Genomic DNA, 22,043 nt, shown 5'->3' with positions numbered 1-22,043 from the left:
CCAATCCAAGCAAAAAATCAAACCCAAACGATACGAAACCGAAAGGTAGGGCGTGCGCTAAGCAAGCACAAAGGATAAATGGCACAATTGTATCGACAGAACTCGTACCCCAATAAATAAAGACAGGTGACCTATGTCTAATGCAAAATTACTTCGACAGTTGATAAAAACCGGCATTGAAGGAGATGTGGACGGCTTTAAAGCTGCATCAGAGGCGGTTATTCGTGAAGAGCGTGAGAAGAAACATCACTTGGTCGCTAATGATCTTGAGCGCCTGCTTTATGGTGGGCGGTCGCGATCTCGTGGTAGTTTCTTACGCCTGCTTCCAGTAAAAGATTTGCCTATCAATAAAGACAGCGGTTTATTGCTGTTGGAAGAGAGAGCTGCTACACGTGACGAAAACGATATTGTGTTGGGAGATGCGGCGCGTTTAGCGCTAGAAGAAATACTAATAGAGTATGAGCGCGCCGATATCTTACTTGCTCATGGTTTACAACCCGCTCAGCGCCTATTGTTTTGTGGCCCTTCAGGTTGTGGAAAGACGCTTGCGGCTGAAGTGATTGCAAGTGCACTTCAAATGCCGCTCTTGGTTGTGCGCTTGGATTGCGTTATCACTTCCCTATTAGGTGAAACATCGGCCAACCTGCGCAAGGTCTTTGATTATGTGTCATCTCGACCCGTCGTTGCGTTATTTGATGAGTTTGATGCCCTCAGTAAAGATCGCGGTGCAGGCGATGACCACGGTGAGCTGAAGCGTTCTGTTAATGCTGTACTACAAATGATGGATAGTTATAGGGGGCAAAGTATTCTCATAGCTACGACTAACTATGAGACTCTGTTAGATAAAGCGGTATGGCGTCGTTTTGATGAAGTTATTCGGTTTGAGCCACCAGATCTTAAGCAGATCAAACAGTTACTTGCTTTAAAGTTGGCTGGTGTTCGCCGCAAGTTTGATACAGGCGATCCTAAAATAGTCTCTCTGTTTGAGGGACTATTCTATGCTGAAAAAATAAAGCCCTAGTTTGCGCTAGGACTTTATTAAAATCAACCAACCTAAAAAATTGGCAATTCATGAATTACGTTGATAATAACGCAAGACATATTTTTTTATTAAAAAATTTTAAATAGTTAAAATAAGGCTTTATTAGAATTTGAACGCAATACCAACACGAATGTCTTGGTCTTTAAGAGCGTATTTCACTTTATTCGCATCGCTAAAGGTGAAATCTTTGCTACCGAAGTCATTGTAGCGGTATTCAGCCCGCGCCAAAACATTATCAGTTATCGCAAAGTCAAAACCAGCACCAACGGTAAAGCCAAGCAAGGTTTGGCTGTTATTTAGCGTTTTAGTAGCTGTGAACTCGACGCCCTTCACTCCGAGAGGAACTTCAAGAACATTTTGATAGCCAGTAAGCGTGTTTGGCGTCACCAGCGCTGTATCGTTATCGATCCGATCAGCTTTAACAGAGGTATAAGCAACACCGCCAGAAATGTAAGGCATGACTCGATCCACAACAAAGCCAAGGCGTGCACGAGTTGCCCCTGACCATTGCTGCTCAAAACTCAAAGTCGAGATGCTTTTAACTGAGAATTCAGGCGGAACGTGAGACTGCGTCTCAATGATTACATCGTGGTTCGATGCATCTTTAAGGTATTTCCTTAGAGAGTCCTTATTTGCTTTTGGATTACTAAAAAGGTCTACGATATTATCAATGTTCTTATCTAAGGTGGTTGGATCAGAACTATAGTAGTTGTTATAATATTTACGAGTATTAAACACATAACGTAAAGCTTCACTAGCCACCTTCGCTTTTACAAAACTAAGGTCAGTTTCAAGACCAAATACAAGGGAACTCCCTAAATTGATATTGTAGCCTGCAAAAATGTCGCCAAAAAGGCCATTTAAACTTGAGTCGTTAGCATCTGCTTGCAACGCAACATCTATATCCTTAATTTTAGCATTTACATTTTTTCCAAAATTGATTCCCCCTTGCGCACCAAGATAAAAACCATCCCAAGAAAAAGCAGGGACTTGAATGGCAGGAGTAAGGGGCGCGGCAGGGACTACAGCATGGGGTGCAGCAGCATAGGCCGAGGAAGCACCAATCAGTGCAATAACTGAAACGGCAAGGGCAGTCGTAAATTTCATATTCATATCCTTCTTTGAAAAAACATTTCTATAATTACTCATTTGTCCGTTACAATCTGTAGTAAAAATGCAACATATATAAAAATATTTTAAATAATATAAAATTTTACGCCTATGCTTTTTTGAGCGCTAGAAAACTAAGAGTTTTATAGATCTCACTATTTCCAACAATGTTGTTTTTTGCCGAATAGATCAGTGGTAAGTACCCAACGCGCAAGCTTTGGTTCATCGGCAACAAGGCGTGCGGGCTTATTGACTCGGGGTGGTCTCGTCCAGCCCATGCACAAGGGCGGTGCACTCATCTGACAGCCCGCCAAGAGCACGGCAGAGGTCAAAATCAGAAAGGTTAATAACTTCATCGGTGATTTTGCTCCTCTCACGAAAGGCCGAAACAGCACTCTTTAAGCTATCTACCCGTGCTATGCTTTTGCCATAAAAAAAGCCGCTCATAAAAGCGGCAAGGACTAGGGCGCCATAATAAAGCCCAAGGCGATAGGGAAACTGCATGGAGGCTCCAAAATAAATACGGTTGATGTTAGTGAGTAAAATTGCTATATATACAACGTATATCGCGTGTGAGGAGGTTTGGATGATCCGTTACAGTAAAGTATTTATGAGCAATCGTAGCCAAAATGTTCGTATACCAGCTGAGGTTCGCTTCCCCACGCATATTCAAGAAGTAATCGTGCGACAAAGAGGGTTTGAACGAATTATAGCTCCTGCTAATAAGGTATGGGATAGTTTTTTTCTAAACAACGCTTCTATAAGTGATGATTTTATGGACAAGAGGGAACCGTCCATAATTTGCGAGCGGGAGTCATTAGATGATTAAATATTTGCTTGATACGAATATTGCCATCTTTGTCATTAAACGCCGCCCCCAAGAGTTGCTGTTAAAATTTAATCAAAATGCTAACAAAATGGCAGTTTCTGCCATTACCCTAGCGGAGCTTGTGTATAGCTGTGAGAACAGCCAATTTCCTGATAAAAATCTTTCGCAAGTGGAGGATTTTATATCCCGTCTTTGCGTTCTTTCCTATGATGAAAAAGCATCTTATCATTATGGCGATATCCGCGCTCAACTCAAAAAACAAGGAACACCTATTGGTGATAATGACCTACACATTGCCGCCCATGCACGAAGCCAAGGCTTGATTGTTGTAACCAATAACACAAGAGAGTTTATAAGGGTTAACGGCTTACGGGTTGAAGATTGGACAAAACCCGCCACCTAAGCTTTTACAACCGTCTCTCTTTTTCATGGTGCAGGAAGACAAAAATACCCACACTTGCGGCTAAAATCATGATGAGAGCAAATGCCCATTGCACAGGACCAGAACCACTCACAAAGCCACTTAGCCCTGATAAAGAACCAATAAGCGGCGCAATCGTTCCAGCCTTTAACAAGGCGCTCTTCTCGCTTACTTGTGGTGTTTGATAATTTGATACCACAAAGTCACCGCGCGCCCAAAGGCCAGCTTCAGCGGCACGGCGATTAACCAAGCCAACAACACGCTTACCACCTGCCTGCACCCATTTGGCAAGTTCACTTGGTACACAAGTGTAATCACCTTGATTAAGCTTCTTGAGAAGGGTTGAGCGTTCAAATGCATCTACCCCCACATTAAAGCAAAAGGAGACAAGTGCGCTAAATTGATTGTCGTTTAATTCAACGCCAACAAGGCCATCAACGGCTTGCTCATATTGGTGCAGATCTTGCAACAAAAGGGCTTGCGCCTCTTGTTCACGCAATACCATGCCTTGTTTGGGATAGGGAGCACCTGCGGCGGCCGTGTGGCCATAACCAATCGTCCACACACCCGCACTATCGCAATAGGCTTCACGCCTTAACCCTTCCCATTGCTTGATCAGTGCAAGCCCTTCTTTGCTAATCCTTCGGGTCATGATTACTCCAAAAAAAAGCCCGCCTAAGCGGGGGGATTGTGGTTTCATAGAATGGGTATGGTAAGCTAACTTATGTGGATCACATCATCATTAGCGGTATTTTGTGGAGGTGCATTGTCATAGATAAGATCATCCTCTAAGGTCGGCCACTCAATCGTAAGGATGACCGTGTACAGTCAATTAAAATAGAAATTAGCGCGCGCACAGTCTACCAGAAATAAAGTAACGCAGCCCTTTTTGTCATGATATGACTCCTTATGGTTAAGGTTCTGAATAAGGCATCAGCTATTCAAAGCACGGCTATAAATCCATCGCTACACTTTCCACTTGCGGATATTGTATGGAGTAAATAGACCCGACATAAGGCGCACGCCTGCAAGCATAGTAATAAGTCAGATTGTTTAGAATCATGGATAATTTTAGCTATTTAACTGCTTATGGTTTAAATGTTTTCAAGCCCTTGCATCCAACATACGGTTTTAGATATTTTCCAAGCATGGAGGCTTGTCTCCATACCCTACCTTTTGATTTTGATTGGTTTGCGTTTAATTTAAATTTTAGGCTGGGATAAATTATACATAAGAAGACTGTCCTTTTTTAGCAAGCCTATTCCTAATCTATTTTATCTAGGAAAATCAGGTTATTAATGCTTGAAAATGGGCGACGTTAGCCCTATTACGCCCCCCATTTACCAAGCCGTAATTTCTTTCAAAAGATTAACGTTGATAAAGCGCACTTAAAGAAACCTTAGCGATTTGGTTTGTATAGATAATAAAGCGAATGACTGCATTAGGCATGTCATTATCGATATCAAGTCTTTTGAGAGATAAAGCATGCAGGGTAAAAATATAACGGTGTGGTTTGTCACCTTCTGGCGGGCAAGCCCCGCCAAAGCCAAACGTACCATAATCATTACGGCCTTGAGTTATATTAGGAATTAACTTAGCGCTCGGATCGCCGCTATTGCTCGCAAAACCTTGAAAATCCGGAGGTATATTATAAACAATCCAATGCCAAAAGCCGCTCCCTGTTGGAGCATCTGGATCATAAAGGGTAAGCGCTAAACTCTTAGCATCGCAGGGCACATCATTCCATATTAAGGCTGGTGAAGTATTTTCACCAGTACCACCAAACGCGTTATATTCGTGCTTTTTACTTAAAAAATGTCCTTCACTAAACTCTGGAGAGAATAATTGCATCGCTTTTATCCTTATACTAATAATAATCACCGTGGCGATAATTCCAACTAGGAAAAATCGCGGCCAATTTGCTCATAATAAGGTCAACATCTAACCCTTTACGGATCAACACAGGGCAAGGTGTCACACAGGCTTTCCCACCTTGTTCAGGGATGAGGCGGCCAACTTCATCAACCATAGAAACCATCACCCCTTGCTCATAGCGAGATTGCGCATTTTTTCCTGCTTGGATAGAGCGGACATAATCATCACCCGCGATGATAAGATCTGCACGCGTTTCAATGCGCTCGCCAATGCCGCTCACCAAGCCTCGATTGCCTTTACCAGATGGGTTGGCAGAGCTTGCAAAAGCAAATTTGCCATGCTCTTTCCAAAGATGATCGGCGATCATCTCGCCAGCCTTGCCAAATTTGATTACAAAACAACTTGTGCCACGATCATCCATCATTAATTCTTCACTACCATCATTGGGGATAAGCGCCCTACCCTCTTCTTTCCAAGGCAGAATACAACCTAAAAGAATATCACTATCCCAATGATCTTGGTAGAGTTGCTCTATTTCAGGGTTTAATTGTGCTAAAGCTTTAAGCTGCTCCATAGAACTACACAACACAACCCCAGGCTTACTTCTTTTACGCTCTTTAGCTTCGAATTTACGCTCAAGCCCCAATTTGTCAGAGGCCATAACGATGTAACCTACCTTAGTAGGGCACACAATCATCCCGCCTTTTTTAACTAAAATCTCAATAGCTTCTAATTGTAAGCCACCATTCCAATTGATAGTTTTATTGTTCATAAAGCCCTCATAAAAGTGATTCATTTTTAAGAATATTCTATATTATACAAATAATTTGATAAATTTGTGTCTAGCGCAAGGTTTTAGATCCCCAAACCAGAAAAATCAAAGAGCTTTTGATCAAGTAAATGGCTGGGGCGTACGTTCGTAAGTGCTCGAATCATTGTATCTTTGCGGCCCGGCATACGCTTTTCAATATCACTTAACATGGCTTTCATGATATTGCGTTGCAGGCCATCTTGACTTCCACATAAATTACACGGAATTATTGGAAACTGCATAGTATGACAAAAGCGTTTCAAGTCGTCTTCACTAGCATAAATCAAAGGACGCAAAACCAAAAGATCGCCTTCATCATTTTTTAATTTACCTGGCATGGCCGCCAACCGCCCCCCATGAAATAAGTTCATAAAAAAGGTTTCTAGCGCGTCATCACGATGATGACCAAGCACTAAAGCGTGGCAGCCCTCCTCGCGCGCGATGCGGTATAGGTTTCCACGCCGCAACCTCGAACAAAGCCCGCAATATGTAGCGGTTTCTGGCACTTTATCGGTGACAATAGAATAAGTATTCTCATATTCAATTCGATAAGGAATTGAATATTTTTGGAAAAACTCTGGTAAAATATGCTTAGGAAAATTAGGCTGACCTTGGTCAAGGTTACACGCCAAAAGCTCCACTGGCAAAAGACCCCGCCATTTTAAATCCAGCAAAAGCGCAAGCAGGCTATAAGAATCCTTGCCACCGGAAAGCGCAACAAGCCATTTTTGCCCTGGAGTAACCATTGAAAAATCAGCTAAAGCTTGGCGCATATGACGCAAAAGGCGCTTACGTAATTTATTAAACTCAATACCAGCCTCAACATGCTCAAACAGAGGATGACAAGCTTCAAGACAATCTATGTCAGTCATTTCCTCTCCGCCACGAAAGCGCTCGAAATAAGCCCCAAAAGCGTAAGTAGAACGAAACGTCAGTAAAAGGATTAATCACGCTTACACATAAAATAAGGGGGCATTCGCCCCCCTAATATTATTAACGAGAATAAAACTCGACTACCAAATTCGGCTCCATGTGCACAGCATAAGGCACATCAGAGAAGCTGGGTACACGCGTAAACGTAGCTTTCATCTTGCTATGATCAGCTTCGATATAATCTGGTACATCCCGCTCGGCCAATTGAACAGATTCTAAAACTAATACAAGTTGCTTTGATTTTTCACGCACTTCAATTACATCACCAGGTTTACAACGGTAAGATTGTATATTTGTGCGCCGGCCATTCACGTTTATATGGCCATGGTTGACAAATTGACGAGCTGCAAAAATTGTAGGAACAAATTTAGCACGATAAACAACGGCATCAAGACGAGATTCTAAAAGCCCAATCAGGTTTTCACCCGTATCTCCACGACGACGTGCAGCCTCTTCATAAGTTTTACGGAATTGTTTTTCAGAAATATCACCATAAAAGCCTTTTAGCTTTTGCTTAGCACGCAATTGGATTCCATAATCAGACAACTTGCCCTTCCGGCGTTGCCCATGTTGACCAGGCCCGTATTCACGGCGATTAACTGGAGACTTTGGGCGCCCCCAAATATTTTCTCCCATACGGCGGTCAATTTTATATTTTGCAGATTCGCGCTTGCTCATCGCATTTCCTCGTGAAATTAATAGAGTTCTATAAGGAAACGCGCCCTCCTCTGTCCTTAAAGTTTAAAGACTGACAGGACAGCTATAACTGCCCACGGGACACGTCGGTGGTACATTTGAAATGTGATTTCATCACTATGTTGTCTTATAATAAAAGTCAAGACCTCCCGTTTCCTTTCTCATATTAACAAAGGCCGATAACACAACCCGAACCCATGCAATAAATGCTCGGTCTTTGTGTCAATCTTATTTGAAGTAAAAAATGCTACATCTTTTTCTAATACTGCCAAACTATGCGCCATGTTCACAGTATCTGAAGTTAGCGAACACTTATTAAGCAAGAACAAAGCACGTTTGGCAATCGCCCAGGCAGGGTCGATCCAATCAACGGGCCAAGGCGCATATTTGCGAAAAAGGTTAATCAAAAAAGGATAATGGGTACAAGCTAAAACTACGATATCCGTGCGCTTATATGTCTTTTCTATAAAAGCAGGAAAAATTTCTTGGGCAATCAACTTTTCATCGATCGGCTTTTGAAGCAAATAATCTTCTGCGCTTTGCGCCAAATAGGTACTTCCCACTAAATGTACATCGCAACGCTTCGCAAATGAACGGATTAATTCATGAGTATAAACACGCGCTACCGTTCCTGGCGTTGCTAAAACAGAAATAAGTCCAGAACTTGTTTGCTCTGCTGCGGGCTTAATCGCTGGTACGGTGCCTATAAAAAGGGTCTGTGGAAAGGCTTTACGCAAATCGGCTAAAACAAGCGTGGAGGCCGTATTACAAGCAATCACACATAGAGCCGGTTTGTAAAGTTTAAAAAAATGCGTAAAAAGCGTCAAAATACGCTCGCGCAGCGACACCTCCTCCCAATTTCCATAAGGAAATCCAACGTCATCGACCAAATAGACAAAACGCCTAGCAGCAAGCCACAAACGTGCCTCACGCAGAACGCTCAGCCCCCCGAGGCCACTATCAAAAAAAACCACCATTGTGTCTTTTCCCGTATTACAGCTATGCGCAATTGTGACATTAATCGTTATCAGGAGCAAGGCCAGTGGGAGACAGAATAGACGTTTTAGGAACGCGTGCACGCGTTTTAGGAGCCGCGCTTCCACGTGGCACTTCAGGACTAAAATGTTCAAGAGAGGCGATCACGCCTCGCAATAAGCGGATCTCAGAAGCCGCGAAAGCAGGGCGCACTAAAATAGCACGCAAATTGGCCAGCATAATCTCCTTACGTTCGGGTGGCCGAAAATAGCCCCGCGCTTCTAAAGCATTCTCTAATTGATCAAATAAACCATACAAATCAGCTTTATCAGCGGGGGCAAGTGCTGGGTGGCGAAAAGCTGTATCTTCTTCCTTTGCAAGCCCTGCTTTCATCCATTCATACGACATCAACAAAACCGCTTGTGCAATATTTAGTGAAGCAAACGCTGGGTTTACAGGAAATGTAACAATTTGGTCGGTAAGACTAAGCTCTTCATTATTAAGCCCCCAGCGTTCTCGTCCAAATAAAATTCCGGCCTTTTGCGCGCTTTTAGAATGAGAACGCAAAATTCGTGCGGCTTCCGTGGGACTTTTTACGGGCTTATAGCTATATCTCGCCCGTGCTGTCGTTGCAAAAAGCAAAGATAAGTCCCCGACTGCTGCAGAAAGCGAAGAAAAAACTTCGCAAGACTCGATAATATGATCCGCTTTGCTAGCCGCAGCAATGGCCTTTTCATTAGGAAAACTCTCCCTTGGATTAACAAGCCTTAAATGCACTAGGCCAAAATTCGCCATCGCACGCGCCGCCATGCCAATATTTTCAGGCAGTTGCGGCTCTACCAAAATAATAACAGGGCCTTCTGTGATGTTGGGTTGATTTTTATTAGTACCAGCCATTCTTCTTTCCTTAATTATAAGCGGCGCGTTTATCAGCTGATAAAACAAATAGGCAGCCTTTACCACACAATAGTAAAAACATGAAATACACCGTAAATAACCCCTTTTGCGCCCTTATCTTGACGTTTTTTTTTGTAAAAATCATGCAACAATTTAAATTATTTTAGGATATTATCCATGACTAGCGAAACCAAAATCACATTTGCTCTTATCTTTGTGGCTTTTTTAGCTGTTTTTTTCCTTCTTCATACCCAAGCTTCCTCTTGGGGTACCCCTCCCTTTTGAAACCGTTTCGCGAAAGCTAAGCTTGATTAGACTAACTTGAACCTTTTATATAGGTTATGATTTTTGCCCCGCCGCTCATTCCAGCTCGGCTTATTCGTCGATATAAGCGCTTTTTGGCTGATGTCAGTTTTGATGCTGAAACGATAGTTACTGTGTCGGTTCCAAACACAGGAGCGATGCGCGGTTTAGTTGAACCAGATAACCGAGTTTGGCTCTCTTATAGTGCGAACAAGAGCCGCAAATACCACTATCGCCTAGAGATCGTTGAAACAGATGGCCAAATGGTAGGCATTAATACAAGCCTTCCTAATCAATTAGCCCTTGAGGCTTTGCACATAGGCCTTCTACCAGAACTAAGCGCTTATAATAAGATTTTCCCCGAACAACGCTATGACACAAAATCACGAATCGATTTTTTATTGCAGAATGATTGTCTAGAGGATTGCTATTTAGAGATCAAAAACGTGCACTTTATTCGTAAAAAAGGCCTTGCTGAGTTTCCTGATACGCCTACAGCCCGTGGCACAAAGCATCTTCAATCGCTTATAAGAATGGTACAAACTGGCAAACGCGCTGCCCTTGTCTATATTATCCAACGTGAAGATTGCCACGCTTTTTCTATTTGTGAAGATTTGGATCCTCTTTATGGACAGATGCATCGTTTAGCATTAAAAGCAGGGGTAGAATTTTATGCGATAAAATGCGCAATCAACACACAAAGCATTTGCCCCATTCAACGAATAGAGATAGCAAGCCATGACCCAATATATTGATTATAGGCACGCGCCTTTAAAATTTAATGATCAAATTCGTCTTTTTGATGATGTAGCTTTTGCTGGTATGCGGAAGGTTGGGCAGTTGGCGGCCGAGTGCCTTGATGCTTTAGTGGAAATCGTAAAACCTGGCATTACGACACAACAAATTGATGACTTCGTATTTGCCTTTGGGGTCGATCGTGGGGCTCTGCCAGCTGATTTGAACTATCGCGGTTATACTCACTCCTGCTGTACATCCATCAACCACGTAGTATGCCATGGCATACCCGATAATAAGAAATTACGGGACGGGGACATAGTAAATATTGATGTAACCTTTATCCTTGATGGTTGGCATGGGGATTCAAGTCGCATGTACCCAGTTGGAAAAATCCGCCGCGCCGCCGAACGTCTTTTAGAAGTTACGCATGAAAGCCTTATACGGGGCTTGGCCGTAGTCAAACCAGGTGCGACTACCGGAGATATTGGCGCAGCCATTCAAACCTACGCCGAAAGTCAGCGCTGTTCTGTCGTAAGAGATTTTTGTGGCCATGGACTTGGCCAGCTTTTCCACGATGCTCCTAATATTCTACACTACGGAGTAAAGGGAAGTGGTGTCACCTTGCAAGAAGGAATGATGTTTACAATCGAACCGATGATCAATCTTGGAAAACCTGATATTAAAGTATTGACTGATGGCTGGACAGCCGTTACACGCGACCGATCTCTTTCAGCACAATATGAACACTCTATCGGCGTAACAAAAAACGGGTGCGAAATCTTTACAGCTTCGCCAAAAGGTCTTTTTTATATTTCCAAATAAACATATTCTTGGCTATAATAGTTTATGACCAAAAAGAGAGATCCATACAATTTTCAGGAACCAGCGACCCTTGCCCTGATTCCCTCACCTGATAGCCCGCAAGGGAACCTAACTTCTCCTGATCAAACCACCATTTCCCCCAAAACACCCGCTACAAAACCAAAGTTACCTAATGCGCGTACTACACGCGCTAAAAGTTTTAAGAACTCTACATCAAAACATTATCATGGCCATCGTGAACGTTTGCGTAAACGCTATTTCAAGACAGGCGGCATAGGGCTCGAAGATTATGAATATCTTGAATTATTGCTTTACCGGATCATACCACGCGCTGATACCAAGCCTTTAGCAAAAGCCTTATTGGCTCGCTTTGGAACACTAGCCGATGTTTTAGGTGCGGAAAAAAATCTACTAGAAGAAGTACCTGGCTGTGGACCTAGCGTTGCTATGGAACTAAAAATTCTAGGCGATCTCGCGCAAAGGGTTCTTCATTCCCAACTTTATGAGCGCGAGGTGTTTTCTTCATGGGATAAGGTATTAGCCTATTGCAAGGCAGCCATGGCTCATGAACCACGAGAGCAACTACGCATTCTATATCTTGACAAGAAAAATGCCCTCATTACCGCCGAAATCATGCAAATTGGAACGGTCGACCACACGCCAGTTTATCCACGTGAAATAGCTCTAAAAGCCTTAAAAGTATCAGCTTCAGCCGTTATCATTGCACACAACCACCCCGCGGGCGATCCAACACCTTCACAAGATGATATCAACACTACCATGATCTTAAAAGATGTTCTCAATGCTATGAATATTAGCTTACATGATCATATAATCATCGCTCGCAATACTTATATAAGCTTTAAAAGCTTAAAATTAATATAATAAAAAACTATGAATCGATTAACCTGCTCATAAGAATTGCATAAACAATAAGCGTACTACGTAACAAAAAATCACGTTTCACTCAGTTTTCTATACAAAGCAGAAAGAAGTATCATTTGGCGATCCCGACAGAACTCGAATCACCCGTTTTTTACACCTTAACCCTTTGATTTTACTTTATAAAAAAATAGGTTCGGGATTGATTTTGGGGGGTTCGGGAATAGGTTTGTCGAAAAAATGGCAGTCCTCTTATACGAATTTTATTCCAATCCAACCAAAAAATCAAACCCAAACGAATCAAAATCAAAAGGTAGGGCACGGGGCAAATCACCTCGCTTGACAAAAATCCTAAAACCGCTATGTTGAGAACAAGTGCTTCAAAACACTTAAACCATAAGCGGTTAAATAACCGAAATTATTTACCGTTCCGAATAATTCGACTTATTGCCATGCTTCTATGCATGTGCCTTATGTCGGGTGTAGTTACACCATACAATACCCGCAAGGGGAAAGTGTAACGACGGACTTATGGCCGTGTTTTGAGCGCCCGACGCCATTTTATGGTGTTCATTCAAAACGTTAACCATAAGGAGTCATATCATGACAAACCCTTTGATCTCAATCCAAGAAAGAAAAATTTCTAACGATACTGTGCAAACAGTTGATGCCCGTGAGTTACATGCCTTTTTGGAAGTTAAATCTAATTTTCGCGATTGGATTAAAAACCGCATCAACGAATATGGTTTTCAAGAAAATCAGGACTTTATCACTTTCGCTAAAAATTTAGCGAAAGTCCAAGATGAAGGACAATCGATGTTTTCTAAAAATTTAGAAACCGTCTCAATCGGTCGTCCTTCTAAGGAATACACACTCACTCTCGACATGGCGAAAGAGCTTTCCATGGTTGAGAAAAACGAACGCGGCAAAGAAGCAAGACGGTATTTCATTGAATGTGAACGCCTTGCCAAGCAAGCGGCTAAAAATGGACAACAAGTAAGTTCTATTGCACCTGCAACACTCACTCTTTCAAGCCGCGAAATCGCCAAGCTATGCGGTAAGCGCCATGATCGAGTCGCAAAAGATATTGAACGTATGCTTTTAGTCTTAAAGCGTGATTTGTCTCTCTTTGCACGTCTTTATACGACCAATAAAAATACCAAACAAACCGAATACCTTTTACCCAAGCGCGAATGCTTGATCCTCGTTTCAGGTTACAGCACAGTGTTGCGGGCAAAGATTGTTGACCGTTGGTTAGAACTAGAACAAGCACATCAACCACAGCTACAATTGACGCAAGAAGATGATACCGTCTATCGCCTTCCAGAAGACCGCGCAAAGATACCGCTACGTATCAGAGACTGCATCAACAAACACGCCCAACAACTAGCCGCGCTATATCGACTAGAAGCAGAGGCCTATTTGCTTAACCATGTTTACATGGGTGCCGTAGGCATATGGCGTGAGATATCCTTCTCAAAGGTCGAAGAGCGCCTAAAGAAAGTCCTATGGCTAGATGTGATCGATAAAGAATTGGCCGAAATGCGCTCTGCTCATTATCTTCTTTTCAGAGCGCTAAGAGATATGATCACAAGAGACGTTAAGAAGCTGGAAGAGCTACACCTTTCAGCACCTAACGAGCGCTTACTGGTCGCTTAAGCGTAAACAACTTCCCCCGTCTTTAGGCGGGGGATTTTGATGACTTGTATCAGTTCAGCCTATCCCAAGCTTTTTAAAGAACGCTTTGTTTCGCATTTTTGCGTCTTTAAGAAGCTTTGTCCAGCTCAAGACCTCTATATAGAGATTGCCACTATCGTGCCATTGAAACCAACCTAATCCATCAGGCATCGGCTTAAAGTCTTTTATTTTGAGAAGCCACCTATTTACTTTAGGTGTTAAGTCGCAAATCACGTATCCGTAAAAAGGTGTTGTTTCATTAACGCGAATATTTAATCCAGTGGGTGTACGGAACTCGCCATCTCTAATATGGTTTACATATTGAATAATTTGTGTAATGGGGTCTTCGCTCGAGGATTCATTAGCGAAATCGTCTCGCTGTGGTCTTTTAAATTCAAATATCGTTATAGGATTGCTAGTTTCATTCTCACCCCGAAATGCTACACGTTGATCATAAGCTATAATATCAGGCCGACCACTATTCTTAGAACCGTCTAGGGATTTGTCAGATGAAATATAAGAAGTAAAGTTTAACCTTTCATCTAGTATCCAAAGATTGTGGTCATCATAATTGAGACTTTCTGTATCTTTTTTACGTGGCATGATGATATCATGTAGTTCGCCTTCAGATTTATATTTACAATTGGCGTCTATTTCCAGTGATTTTTCAAAAATATCTAAAATCAATTTCCTCATACAGACGTAGTGCGCAAGATCATTTTTACTTGTTGCAGAAATCCTTTTCACTACTTGACTGACGTTTTTAGCTAATTTATCGGAATTTTGCGTTTTTAATAAGGCAGTCACCTGCTGAAGTGTTTCCGTTTCTTTTTCGTGCTTTTTCCGTTGAAGATAAAGCTCAATATCTGTATTTGATGGCTTCATACCTAGATCACTAAAATCAACCTCCTTCGCGAGGGTTTTATGCCATGGCGCCCCATTACTAATATAATTATTAATTAGCTCCTGTTTATCCGCCCTCCTCTTTGCAAGAGCATTTTCTAAAACAGATTGAGCAATTTCAGCGGCTGTTTCTTCAATTTGACTTTGAGAAATACTGCTAAAAAGATCTGTATCTGGCGGAAAATTGAAATTCCTGCGTTCAAGCGACACATGTTGGTTTAGATACTCACCAAAAACGTAGACCTTGAGGCAAAACTTTTGTTCCTTTGAGGATATACCATCTATATCATTATCGCAGAACAGTTCTTCAAATTCTGGTGCATATTTAGAAAGTGAAGTGGATACTACATTTCGGCGATGTGCTATAAGGCAAATTTCATTCTTAGGCGCTCCTAAATCTTTTCTTTGCCCATAAAATTTAAAAATCCGCACCTGAAATTTTTCTGCTTCTTGGTGCGCTTGGAGCGTGAATATATTTCGTTCAATAGGTAGTTCAACAATTTTACTATCATCGCTTATTACATAATCGTTGAGGCAAATACTATTGTTAGGGTCGTTCTCCTCACATAGTGTGATATCTGGGCAAATTATATCTTTATCTAGAAAATATAATAACAACCGAGCTACGATAACATGAGCAATATTATCAATATTTTTATGCGGAAAACTATCTGATTTTAACCCATATATTTTAACGACTGTGCCAGTATGCTTATTCTTGGAAACAGATGTCTTCTCATTGATTATAATATCTTGTTCTTTCCCCATCTTAAACAAGCGATCGTAGAGTATACTATTGGTAACAAAGGTGCTTTCTACCTCTAAATGATCATAATATTTGAGACAAGAAAATCGCCCGAAACCCTTGCCGCCTAAATGAGCCTTCTGGTCACTATAGACTGTATCAAATGATTTACGATTATCTTCCGTAAAGCCAATCCCGTTATCTCTCACGATAAAGCCATCAATAACACCCAATCTATCAATAAAATCGCCTTGGCTACGTATGACTTGAATGTTAATAGAGCCTTTCCCATCACCTTTTTGTTCGGTGGCGTGAATGGCGTTTACAACTAGCTCTAGCAATGGCGTATAAATATTAGTGCCAGATCGGATGTTTTCAATTAGCCGTTTAATGTTAACATTGCTCATATCTGCTCCAGCACATTACCCGATACACCGCTTAACCTCAATTATAAAATATAAAAACCATCCAAAAACCTTCGGTAGTTGTCTCCTCAATCAATCCCCCTTCAGCATATATGTTTTTAAGATAAAGACTAATATTATCAATGGAGCACTTGAATAACTCTGCCATAAGCTTGTGACTAAGCCTAATTAAATAGTTCTCACAACCAGTTTGAATGCTTTCTTCGCCTGCTTATTGGATAAAAATCAAAAATTCAGCTCTAATATTGCGGGTGATTAGTTTTTTAGGAGAGACACGACACCTATCGAAATGAGTCTTCTAGTGCTTCATGTTACTAATTTTCTCTTGCCTGTCAAACGATAGCGATAAGAAGTTGGTGCAGATCATCACGGCGTTTGCACTGTTTTTATAAGAGAAGGTTCGCACCGATATTTCGCATGCAGTACCATTTGTTTTGTAGACGCGTCCATACAGAGATTATGAGTGAGTTTTTAAAGAAATGGAGCCACAGTACAGGAAAAATAAAAGCCATGACTTACACTTTGCTCTTGGCATGACCTATAAAAAATAAAGCCCTAGCGGAAACTAGGACTTTATTAAACTCAATAACTCAGAAAAGTCATTCATTCATGAATTGGATCAATAGTAGCGTAGATATATTTTCATGTCAAGAAAATTTAACTAGCTAAAATATAGACTTATCTAGTTTTGTCCACGTGAAAATAATAGCGCAAGACGCTAAGCAACAGCTCTATGCTGGAAACACCAACAGCACCACAAATAAACCCCGCTAAACCCATAATATTATTAGGGCTGAGGCCATCATCAACGCCCACCATATCAAATCTTAGCAAGAGATGATAAAGCATATAAGAAACGGTGGGTGAAGCATAAATCGCCAATACACCGCCGCCCACCCATTCACAAACCCGTTGCCAACACGATTTATCATGATTGGCCAATTGACGTACAAAAGCACCAAATATACCAGCAAGCGCTGTTGATAGCATCATGCCAAACCATGAAAGCCAATCGGGGGGTATCTGTTTTTCGGGCATAGGGGATCCTTCTTACTGTGTAGATATTTTACGCCTTGCCACTGTAATTTTCGTACACATAAATGTTGACAAGTTTTTATTTTTCGTGTACAAAAAAAATTATGAAAATAATTTGGGATGAACCAAAGCGCCTTTCAAACCTTGATAAGCATGGCTTAGACTTTAGCGATGTCATTTATTTTGATTGGAAAAACGCTTTTATCAGTGACACCTATTCAAACCGTTTAAAAGCGATTGGCCGTTTTGCTAATGGTACAATGGTTGTTGTATTTGCACTGCTTGGAACAGAAGCTATATCTGTGATCAGCTTTCGCCCCGCTAACGAAAAAGAAAGGAAGGTTTTCAATGACCACTATAAAAAGCTTTAAGGAGGGTCGAGGCTATACAAAGGAAGATTGGGAAGATGTTACTTCTCCACCTTTAACTGATGAGGAGTTAGCGCATTTAAAACCAGCCCAAGAGGTTTTGCCTGCTTCTTTTTTTCAACGTGTGGAAGAGGAAAGACGCAAGCGTGGGCGGCCGCGGGTAAGTGTACCAAAGGAGGCTGTAACCTTGCGACTCGCCCCTGACGTCATCGCTCACTTTAAGACATGTGGGGCTGATTGGCGCGCAAAAATGAGTGAAGTCCTTACAAAAGCTAGTGAAGAGTAACCTATTTCCAACAATGTTGTTTTTTGCCGAATAGATCAGTGGTAAGTACCCAACGCGCAAGCTTTGGTTCATCGGCAACAAGGCGTGCGGGCTTATTGACTCGGGGTGGTCTCGTCCAGCCCATGCACAAGGGCGGTGCATTCATCTGACAGCCCGCCAAGAGCACGGCAGAGGTCAAAATCAGAAAGGTTAATAACTTCATCGGTGATTTTGCTCCTCTCACGAAAGGCCGAAACAGCACTCTTTAAGCTATCTACCCGTGCTATGCTTTTGCCATAAAAAAAGCCGCTCATAAAAGCGGCAAGGACTAGGGCACCATAAACCCCAAGGCGGTAGGGAAACGGCATATGCGCTCCTTAATAAGGTTCGAATCAGTCTGCCAAGTGGATTACTACGTATCCTATTGTCATTTGGATATGCCTCGCCCAAAGATATAACCAAGCGCAGTTAGTGAAATTGTGACGGATGTCTTGCTTAGATCACTTAATAACTTGACATTTTCAGATACAAAAAAAGATGCAAAACAAAGAAGTGCAAATATAAAAATACCGCCAACAACTGCTATCAATGCGATAAAAAGGGGCATATTGTCCCAAGAGCCAAAGAATTCACCAAGCTTTCCGATTTTTATTTTTTCTTTTTCTATGCATTGCTGGTGATCAAGTTTTGACAGTCGCATCTTATGCTCTATAGAACTCTTCAAATCCTCTTCTAGTACTGATGAATTATCCGTATCTAGTATAGATACCTCTTTTTTTAAGCCCCCCTTATCCAATGCCATATTCAAACTCTAGTCGGTTCTTAAGCATAGGAATGGAGGTTAAGAATATCTTTGAAAGCGTTGGCAGTGGCTGTTGATAAAATTCATCCAGCATAAAGCGCGGCACAAGCAAATGAGCGGCAAAACAATTGGCTTCTTTTTCTTGCACAGCGTTTTCATTATTCAGGTCTTGGCGCATAAGGACTTTGTACGCGTTTGACGCCGCCCATTCCTTATGGAGTAAGGCATGGCCAAGCTCATGGGCAATGGTAAACATTTGCCGTAAGGGATATTCATCCTTATTGATATAAATCGCGTGTTCCTCGGCGTCATAAAACCCAGAAACATTGTTAATCGCTTCCTCTGATGTAAAGCTTACAAATTTGAGTTTGATGTTTTCATTTCGTGCAAGCTCCATAACGTTAACGGGGGGAGAACTGATACCGTATGTCTTTAATAGCCCAAGAGCCGTATTCTTGGCTTTAACATAATTGGGTTGCATGGCTCTATCCTGCACTATCTTATCCCCTATAAGTATATAGTACTTTAAACATTCAAAGAGCGTTTATAGGGACATTATTCACATCTTATATCACATCTTTGTATTTGTTTCTATAGTAAAAATATTTTAACTAGAACGCTTGATACGTATCTAACCCGTCAGTTAATCAGCTACAACCGTCTCTCTTTTTCATGGTGTAGGAAGACAAAAACACCCACGCTTGCGGCTAAAATCATGATGAGAGCAAATGCCCATTGCACAGGACCAGAACCACTCACAAAGCCACTTAGCCCTGATAAAGAACCAATAAGCGGCGCAATCGTTCCAGCCTTTAACAAGGCGCTCTTCTCGCTTACTTGTGGTGTTTGATAATGTGATACCACAAAGTCACCGCGCGCCCAAAGGCCAGCCTCAGCGGCGCGGCGATTGACCAAGCCAACAATACGCTTACCCCCTGCCTGCACCCATTTGGCAAGTTCACTTGGTACACAAGTGTAATCACCTTGATTAAGCTTCTTGAGAAGGGTTGAGCGTTCAAATGCATCTACCCCCACATTAAAGCAAAAGGAAACAAGTGCTCCAAATTGATTGTCGTTTAATTCAACGCTAACAAGGCCATCAACGGCTTGCTCATATTGGTGCAGATCTTGCAACAAAAGTGCTTCGGCCTCTTGTTCACGCAATACCATGCCTTGTTTGGGATAGGGAGCACCTGCGGCGGCCGTGTGGCCATAGCCAATCGTCCACACACCCGCACTATCGCAATAGGCTTCACGCCTTAAACCTTCCCATTGCTTGATCAGTGCAAGCCCTTCTTTGCTAATCCTTCGGGTCATGATTACTCCAAAAAAAAAAAACCGCCTAAGCGGGGGATTGTGGTTTCATAGAATAGGTGTGGTAAACTAACTTATATGGATCACATCATCATTAGCGGTATTTTGTGGAGGTGCATTGTCATCAATGAGATCATCCTTTGAGGGTGTGGTTGCTTGGATATGATCGACAATGCGCTCTTGGTTTTCATCAAAGATCTCACATTCAACGCTTGTGACATAGCCACTTTCACTTTCAGCGGTAAGCTTGTGACTTACGCTCAACGCACGCCAAGTGGAGGGCATATAGGGTCGAAACGGTGGCGACAAGACAATCTTGGTTTCTGCCATGATAGAAGGTGCTCCGCCCATCTCAAAGCTAAATTTGGCTTTGCCGCGTGTCGCCTCATTCTTTTGTGTGCTGGCAAGGCTTACCGCCGCCGCCTCATTATGGGCTCTGTGACGCGCTTGTTGATAAGGCGCGTTGCCTACTTGCACGCTTTTTACAGAACCAGAGCGAATATCATTATATTGTACCGTAACACCACCCTTATCCGCAGGCCTGTCGTCTTTCTTATCCATATCCCCGCTATGGATGATATCCTCTTTGCCACTTGGCTTTGTGTCCTTCTCCTCTGGCAATTCCCAAGCTGTGCTGGCTAAACCATTGGCTTGACCCGCCTCAACCCGCGCTTCATAGCTAAACTTCCAGTCAGAACACATGCTTTCTTTAAGCGTAAACACGCCTAAATCAGTGCCACTTAGGCTTTTAGCCGTACCACGCTTAGCCAAAACCAACTTGCCATCTACGGGCTTAGCCACTGCGTCATACATAGAAGCCAACCGTGCCGCAAAGGCCATGTCACTTTCATTATGCTGATCTATATGCCGAATAACAATTTTAGCTAAATCCCTGTCCAACTTCGCTTCAAACCCATTGCGTGTTGCAATCTCTTGAGCAATCGTGCCTAAGGTAGTTTGATGATAGGATTGGCTTTTGGCGCTACGATAAGTTTTATGCATATCAGCGCTATGGCCAGTAATCGTTAAACTGCGCGGATTGGGTTTTAGTGCTATCGTATCAATCGTAAAGCTACCAAGGTCGCGCACCTCTCCCTCTGTATAGCCTAAGCGCACGCCAATAACCGTACCAATCAACGGGATAGTCAAACCATCATGACCCGCGCTCTTTGCATCATCAAGGGTAAGGGTTAAACTATTGCTTTTATTGGCCGCTTCATCCTTTACTTCAACTTCTAACAAATAGGGCGCTATTTTGTTTGTGATGTCTCTCTCATGGCTGATGATCTGACAAATAGGCTGCATGGGCTTAATCCCAAATGTTCACATAGGAGCCTGCGTTGGGGGTCGGTAGATCAGGCAAAACAAGCTTAAGACCCGCAGGCAAATGCGCTCCATAATCGGTCAAACGGTAATTAGCTTCATAAACAAGGCGTAGCGCCAAATCTTGGTAAGCCTTTGGGTAATAATTATAACAAATGGCATCCACCATATCGCCTTCACGCGTAAGATAAATCTCATCCATACTATTGACCGCTATATTCTTTAAGGTTGATGGTAAATTCTTGACGCTTTGGTTGGCCATCACGGGTAAAAATGGTGTTCTCTTCCTCTACGCTTTCAATAATAAATTCGCCAAACACCTTACCATCACCAGAGATAAGCAAAAGCGGTTTTCCCTCGCTCGCCATAGCGCGCATCGCGTCCAACTGGCCATAACCACCACGCCACTGCGGTAGATCACCCCTTCAAGGCTGATGCTTGTTGCATTAAGCGTTGGGTTTTGCAAAACGGGCTTACGGCCTAAGCGCGCTTGCTCAACCCAGCCATAACTATCGCTTCGTGCCCATCTTTGATAAGGCAATTGCCGCAGGGAAAAGCGAAAGTCGCCTAACGCCATCATCATGCTAAATCACCCAATTGTGCCATGAGCTCACGGCGCTGTTGCATGGCCATGTCTTGCAAGGTACGCTTGATCTGCGCGGCAACGTCTTTAACATCGCCATTGCTTTGCACCGTAAGATTGCTAATCGTTATGCTTGGATTATAGGCAACAGTATTGGGAGCGCTATAGCCACTAAGACGCGGGATAGTAGCAGTGGGCGTTTGTGGTTGGCTTGATGCTATCTTGGCTTGTGCCTGCGCGTCTGCTTCCAATTGGCTATTGCCATCGCT

At 42.5% G+C, this 22,043-nt stretch carries 27 protein-coding genes and 2 pseudogenes; 10 read left to right on the top strand and 19 right to left on the bottom strand.

Annotation, left to right across the window (positions count from 1 at the left end; all coding sequences use genetic code 11):
* Positions 1-133: 133 nt before the first annotated feature.
* A complete protein-coding gene (locus ACK28X_RS07150; protein ID WP_412058356.1) occupies positions 134-1,021 on the top strand; it encodes an AAA family ATPase in 888 nt (295 codons plus the stop codon).
* A gap of 123 nt (positions 1,022-1,144) precedes the next feature.
* Here ACK28X_RS07150 and ACK28X_RS07145 read toward each other — a convergent pair whose 3' ends face one another.
* Both ACK28X_RS07145 and ACK28X_RS07140 read right to left on the bottom strand, forming a co-directional pair.
* Positions 1,145-2,155 (bottom strand): outer membrane protein, encoded by a 1,011-nt coding sequence (locus ACK28X_RS07145; RefSeq protein ID WP_412058355.1) that lies wholly within the window; start codon positions 2,153-2,155, stop codon positions 1,145-1,147.
* Between the two features lie 243 nt (positions 2,156-2,398).
* A complete protein-coding gene (locus ACK28X_RS07140; RefSeq protein WP_412058354.1) occupies positions 2,399-2,656 on the bottom strand; it encodes a hypothetical protein in 258 nt (85 codons plus the stop codon).
* A gap of 82 nt (positions 2,657-2,738) precedes the next feature.
* Between ACK28X_RS07140 and vapB the strand changes: the two genes are divergently transcribed.
* Together vapB and vapC are read left to right on the top strand one after the other, a co-directional pair.
* Positions 2,739-2,981, top strand: a complete 243-nt coding sequence (gene vapB / locus ACK28X_RS07135; RefSeq protein WP_412058353.1) for a type II toxin-antitoxin system VapB family antitoxin — start codon at positions 2,739-2,741, stop codon at positions 2,979-2,981.
* On the top strand, positions 2,974-3,384 hold the full coding sequence (gene vapC / locus ACK28X_RS07130) for a type II toxin-antitoxin system tRNA(fMet)-specific endonuclease VapC (protein ID WP_412058352.1): 411 nt from the start codon (positions 2,974-2,976) through the stop codon (positions 3,382-3,384). The genes vapB and vapC overlap by 8 nt, the downstream gene beginning before the upstream one ends.
* 4 nt (positions 3,385-3,388) lie before the next feature.
* Here vapC and ACK28X_RS07125 read toward each other — a convergent pair whose 3' ends face one another.
* The 7 genes from ACK28X_RS07125 to ACK28X_RS07095 all read right to left on the bottom strand — a co-directional run bounded on the left by ACK28X_RS07125 (position 3,389) and on the right by ACK28X_RS07095 (position 9,589).
* The gene (locus ACK28X_RS07125; protein ID WP_412058351.1) at positions 3,389-4,054 is read right to left on the bottom strand and encodes a lysozyme; all 666 of its coding nucleotides are present in this window, start codon (positions 4,052-4,054) and stop codon (positions 3,389-3,391) included.
* Between the two features lie 716 nt (positions 4,055-4,770).
* Positions 4,771-5,253: a YbhB/YbcL family Raf kinase inhibitor-like protein gene (locus ACK28X_RS07120; protein WP_412058350.1), complete on the bottom strand. Its 483-nt coding sequence runs from the start codon at positions 5,251-5,253 to the stop codon at positions 4,771-4,773.
* Between the two features lie 16 nt (positions 5,254-5,269).
* A complete protein-coding gene (locus ACK28X_RS07115) occupies positions 5,270-6,049 on the bottom strand; it encodes an L-threonylcarbamoyladenylate synthase (protein WP_412058349.1) in 780 nt (259 codons plus the stop codon).
* Positions 6,050-6,132: 83 nt separating this feature from the next.
* Positions 6,133-6,960 carry a tRNA 2-thiocytidine(32) synthetase TtcA gene (ttcA, locus tag ACK28X_RS07110; protein WP_412058348.1) on the bottom strand — a complete coding sequence of 276 codons (828 nt, stop codon included), beginning with the start codon at positions 6,958-6,960 and terminating at the stop codon, positions 6,133-6,135.
* Positions 6,961-7,081: 121 nt separating this feature from the next.
* Positions 7,082-7,699 carry a 30S ribosomal protein S4 gene (rpsD, locus tag ACK28X_RS07105; RefSeq protein WP_412058347.1) on the bottom strand — a complete coding sequence of 206 codons (618 nt, stop codon included), beginning with the start codon at positions 7,697-7,699 and terminating at the stop codon, positions 7,082-7,084.
* A gap of 179 nt (positions 7,700-7,878) precedes the next feature.
* Entirely contained in the window at positions 7,879-8,694 is an 816-nt protein-coding gene (gene murI, locus ACK28X_RS07100) for a glutamate racemase (protein WP_412058346.1), read from the bottom strand.
* A gap of 40 nt (positions 8,695-8,734) precedes the next feature.
* A complete protein-coding gene (locus ACK28X_RS07095) occupies positions 8,735-9,589 on the bottom strand; it encodes an RNA methyltransferase (protein WP_412058345.1) in 855 nt (284 codons plus the stop codon).
* Between the two features lie 341 nt (positions 9,590-9,930).
* Here ACK28X_RS07095 and sfsA point away from each other — a divergent pair, with 341 nt between their 5' ends.
* From sfsA to ACK28X_RS07070, 5 genes and pseudogenes are all read left to right on the top strand, one after another.
* On the top strand, positions 9,931-10,647 hold the full coding sequence (sfsA, locus tag ACK28X_RS07090) for a DNA/RNA nuclease SfsA (RefSeq protein ID WP_412058344.1): 717 nt from the start codon (positions 9,931-9,933) through the stop codon (positions 10,645-10,647).
* Positions 10,631-11,452 carry a type I methionyl aminopeptidase gene (gene map / locus ACK28X_RS07085; RefSeq protein ID WP_412058343.1) on the top strand — a complete coding sequence of 274 codons (822 nt, stop codon included), beginning with the start codon at positions 10,631-10,633 and terminating at the stop codon, positions 11,450-11,452. Before sfsA ends, map begins: the two co-directional genes overlap by 17 nt.
* Positions 11,453-11,476: 24 nt before the next feature.
* On the top strand, positions 11,477-12,337 hold the full coding sequence (gene radC / locus ACK28X_RS07080) for a RadC family protein (protein WP_412058342.1): 861 nt from the start codon (positions 11,477-11,479) through the stop codon (positions 12,335-12,337).
* Positions 12,338-12,937: 600 nt separating this feature from the next.
* Positions 12,938-13,309: pseudogene (locus ACK28X_RS07075) on the top strand (antA/AntB antirepressor family protein); the annotation flags it as partial.
* Positions 13,283-13,993: a Rha family transcriptional regulator gene (locus ACK28X_RS07070; RefSeq protein ID WP_412058501.1), complete on the top strand. Its 711-nt coding sequence runs from the start codon at positions 13,283-13,285 to the stop codon at positions 13,991-13,993. The pseudogene ACK28X_RS07075 and the gene ACK28X_RS07070, both read left to right, overlap by 27 nt.
* A 54-nt stretch (positions 13,994-14,047) precedes the next feature.
* Here the strand turns inward: ACK28X_RS07070 and ACK28X_RS07065 are convergent, their stop codons facing one another.
* Positions 14,048-16,066 carry an ATP-binding protein gene (locus ACK28X_RS07065; protein WP_412058341.1) on the bottom strand — a complete coding sequence of 673 codons (2,019 nt, stop codon included), beginning with the start codon at positions 16,064-16,066 and terminating at the stop codon, positions 14,048-14,050.
* Between the two features lie 696 nt (positions 16,067-16,762).
* Positions 16,763-17,122 carry a hypothetical protein gene (locus tag ACK28X_RS07060; RefSeq protein WP_412057384.1) on the bottom strand — a complete coding sequence of 120 codons (360 nt, stop codon included), beginning with the start codon at positions 17,120-17,122 and terminating at the stop codon, positions 16,763-16,765.
* Positions 17,123-17,223: 101 nt separating this feature from the next.
* On the opposite strand from ACK28X_RS07060, the gene ACK28X_RS07055 reads away from it, so the two are divergent.
* Positions 17,224-17,490 carry a BrnT family toxin gene (locus tag ACK28X_RS07055; RefSeq protein WP_412057383.1) on the top strand — a complete coding sequence of 89 codons (267 nt, stop codon included), beginning with the start codon at positions 17,224-17,226 and terminating at the stop codon, positions 17,488-17,490.
* The gene (locus ACK28X_RS07050) at positions 17,468-17,773 is read left to right on the top strand and encodes a BrnA antitoxin family protein (RefSeq protein ID WP_412058340.1); all 306 of its coding nucleotides are present in this window, start codon (positions 17,468-17,470) and stop codon (positions 17,771-17,773) included. Before ACK28X_RS07055 ends, ACK28X_RS07050 begins: the two co-directional genes overlap by 23 nt.
* Positions 17,774-17,865: 92 nt before the next feature.
* Here ACK28X_RS07050 and ACK28X_RS07045 read toward each other — a convergent pair whose 3' ends face one another.
* The 8 genes and pseudogenes from ACK28X_RS07045 to ACK28X_RS07010 all read right to left on the bottom strand — a co-directional run bounded on the left by ACK28X_RS07045 (position 17,866) and on the right by ACK28X_RS07010 (position 22,025).
* Positions 17,866-18,120 (bottom strand): hypothetical protein, encoded by a 255-nt coding sequence (locus ACK28X_RS07045; protein ID WP_412057135.1) that lies wholly within the window; start codon positions 18,118-18,120, stop codon positions 17,866-17,868.
* 59 nt (positions 18,121-18,179) lie between these two features.
* A complete protein-coding gene (locus tag ACK28X_RS07040) occupies positions 18,180-18,554 on the bottom strand; it encodes a hypothetical protein (protein ID WP_412057134.1) in 375 nt (124 codons plus the stop codon).
* Positions 18,541-19,035, bottom strand: a complete 495-nt coding sequence (locus tag ACK28X_RS07035) for an ImmA/IrrE family metallo-endopeptidase (protein WP_412058339.1) — start codon at positions 19,033-19,035, stop codon at positions 18,541-18,543. The genes ACK28X_RS07040 and ACK28X_RS07035 overlap by 14 nt, the downstream gene beginning before the upstream one ends.
* A 170-nt stretch (positions 19,036-19,205) precedes the next feature.
* On the bottom strand, positions 19,206-19,871 hold the full coding sequence (locus tag ACK28X_RS07030) for a lysozyme (protein WP_412057131.1): 666 nt from the start codon (positions 19,869-19,871) through the stop codon (positions 19,206-19,208).
* A gap of 66 nt (positions 19,872-19,937) precedes the next feature.
* On the bottom strand, positions 19,938-21,173 hold the full coding sequence (locus ACK28X_RS07025) for a contractile injection system protein, VgrG/Pvc8 family (RefSeq protein WP_412058338.1): 1,236 nt from the start codon (positions 21,171-21,173) through the stop codon (positions 19,938-19,940).
* Between the two features lie 4 nt (positions 21,174-21,177).
* Positions 21,178-21,393: a tail protein X gene (locus ACK28X_RS07020; protein ID WP_412057129.1), complete on the bottom strand. Its 216-nt coding sequence runs from the start codon at positions 21,391-21,393 to the stop codon at positions 21,178-21,180.
* Position 21,394: 1 nt separating this feature from the next.
* Positions 21,395-21,768, bottom strand: a pseudogene (locus ACK28X_RS07015) (phage tail protein).
* Positions 21,769-21,770: 2 nt separating this feature from the next.
* The gene (locus ACK28X_RS07010; RefSeq protein WP_412058337.1) at positions 21,771-22,025 is read right to left on the bottom strand and encodes a hypothetical protein; all 255 of its coding nucleotides are present in this window, start codon (positions 22,023-22,025) and stop codon (positions 21,771-21,773) included.
* Between the last annotated feature and the right edge of the window lie 18 nt (positions 22,026-22,043).

The organism is Bartonella sp. DGB2 (assembly GCF_046843095.1).
Classification (GTDB): domain Bacteria; phylum Pseudomonadota; class Alphaproteobacteria; order Rhizobiales; family Rhizobiaceae; genus Bartonella.
This window is presented reverse-complemented; position numbering and strand designations above follow the sequence as displayed.

Coding starts and splice junctions, on each gene's coding strand:
- ACK28X_RS07060 (WP_412057384.1), bottom strand. CDS start 17,122: ATGCCCGAAAAACAGATACCCCCCGATTGGCTTTCATGGTTTGGCATG.
- ACK28X_RS07150 (WP_412058356.1), top strand. CDS start 134: ATGTCTAATGCAAAATTACTTCGACAGTTGATAAAAACCGGCATTGAA.
- ACK28X_RS07035 (WP_412058339.1), bottom strand. CDS start 19,035: ATGCAACCCAATTATGTTAAAGCCAAGAATACGGCTCTTGGGCTATTA.
- ACK28X_RS07115 (WP_412058349.1), bottom strand. CDS start 6,049: ATGAACAATAAAACTATCAATTGGAATGGTGGCTTACAATTAGAAGCT.
- ACK28X_RS07040 (WP_412057134.1), bottom strand. CDS start 18,554: ATGGCATTGGATAAGGGGGGCTTAAAAAAAGAGGTATCTATACTAGAT.
- ACK28X_RS07065 (WP_412058341.1), bottom strand. CDS start 16,066: ATGAGCAATGTTAACATTAAACGGCTAATTGAAAACATCCGATCTGGC.
- ACK28X_RS07020 (WP_412057129.1), bottom strand. CDS start 21,393: ATGGATGAGATTTATCTTACGCGTGAAGGCGATATGGTGGATGCCATT.
- ACK28X_RS07025 (WP_412058338.1), bottom strand. CDS start 21,173: ATGCAGCCTATTTGTCAGATCATCAGCCATGAGAGAGACATCACAAAC.
- ACK28X_RS07055 (WP_412057383.1), top strand. CDS start 17,224: ATGAAAATAATTTGGGATGAACCAAAGCGCCTTTCAAACCTTGATAAG.
- vapC (WP_412058352.1), top strand. CDS start 2,974: ATGATTAAATATTTGCTTGATACGAATATTGCCATCTTTGTCATTAAA.
- ACK28X_RS07045 (WP_412057135.1), bottom strand. CDS start 18,120: ATGCCGTTTCCCTACCGCCTTGGGGTTTATGGTGCCCTAGTCCTTGCC.
- ACK28X_RS07095 (WP_412058345.1), bottom strand. CDS start 9,589: ATGGCTGGTACTAATAAAAATCAACCCAACATCACAGAAGGCCCTGTT.
- sfsA (WP_412058344.1), top strand. CDS start 9,931: ATGATTTTTGCCCCGCCGCTCATTCCAGCTCGGCTTATTCGTCGATAT.
- ACK28X_RS07120 (WP_412058350.1), bottom strand. CDS start 5,253: ATGCAATTATTCTCTCCAGAGTTTAGTGAAGGACATTTTTTAAGTAAA.
- ACK28X_RS07050 (WP_412058340.1), top strand. CDS start 17,468: ATGACCACTATAAAAAGCTTTAAGGAGGGTCGAGGCTATACAAAGGAA.
- map (WP_412058343.1), top strand. CDS start 10,631: ATGACCCAATATATTGATTATAGGCACGCGCCTTTAAAATTTAATGAT.
- rpsD (WP_412058347.1), bottom strand. CDS start 7,699: ATGAGCAAGCGCGAATCTGCAAAATATAAAATTGACCGCCGTATGGGA.
- ACK28X_RS07125 (WP_412058351.1), bottom strand. CDS start 4,054: ATGACCCGAAGGATTAGCAAAGAAGGGCTTGCACTGATCAAGCAATGG.
- ACK28X_RS07145 (WP_412058355.1), bottom strand. CDS start 2,155: ATGAATATGAAATTTACGACTGCCCTTGCCGTTTCAGTTATTGCACTG.
- radC (WP_412058342.1), top strand. CDS start 11,477: ATGACCAAAAAGAGAGATCCATACAATTTTCAGGAACCAGCGACCCTT.
- ACK28X_RS07140 (WP_412058354.1), bottom strand. CDS start 2,656: ATGCAGTTTCCCTATCGCCTTGGGCTTTATTATGGCGCCCTAGTCCTT.
- ttcA (WP_412058348.1), bottom strand. CDS start 6,960: ATGACTGACATAGATTGTCTTGAAGCTTGTCATCCTCTGTTTGAGCAT.
- ACK28X_RS07030 (WP_412057131.1), bottom strand. CDS start 19,871: ATGACCCGAAGGATTAGCAAAGAAGGGCTTGCACTGATCAAGCAATGG.
- vapB (WP_412058353.1), top strand. CDS start 2,739: ATGATCCGTTACAGTAAAGTATTTATGAGCAATCGTAGCCAAAATGTT.
- murI (WP_412058346.1), bottom strand. CDS start 8,694: ATGGTGGTTTTTTTTGATAGTGGCCTCGGGGGGCTGAGCGTTCTGCGT.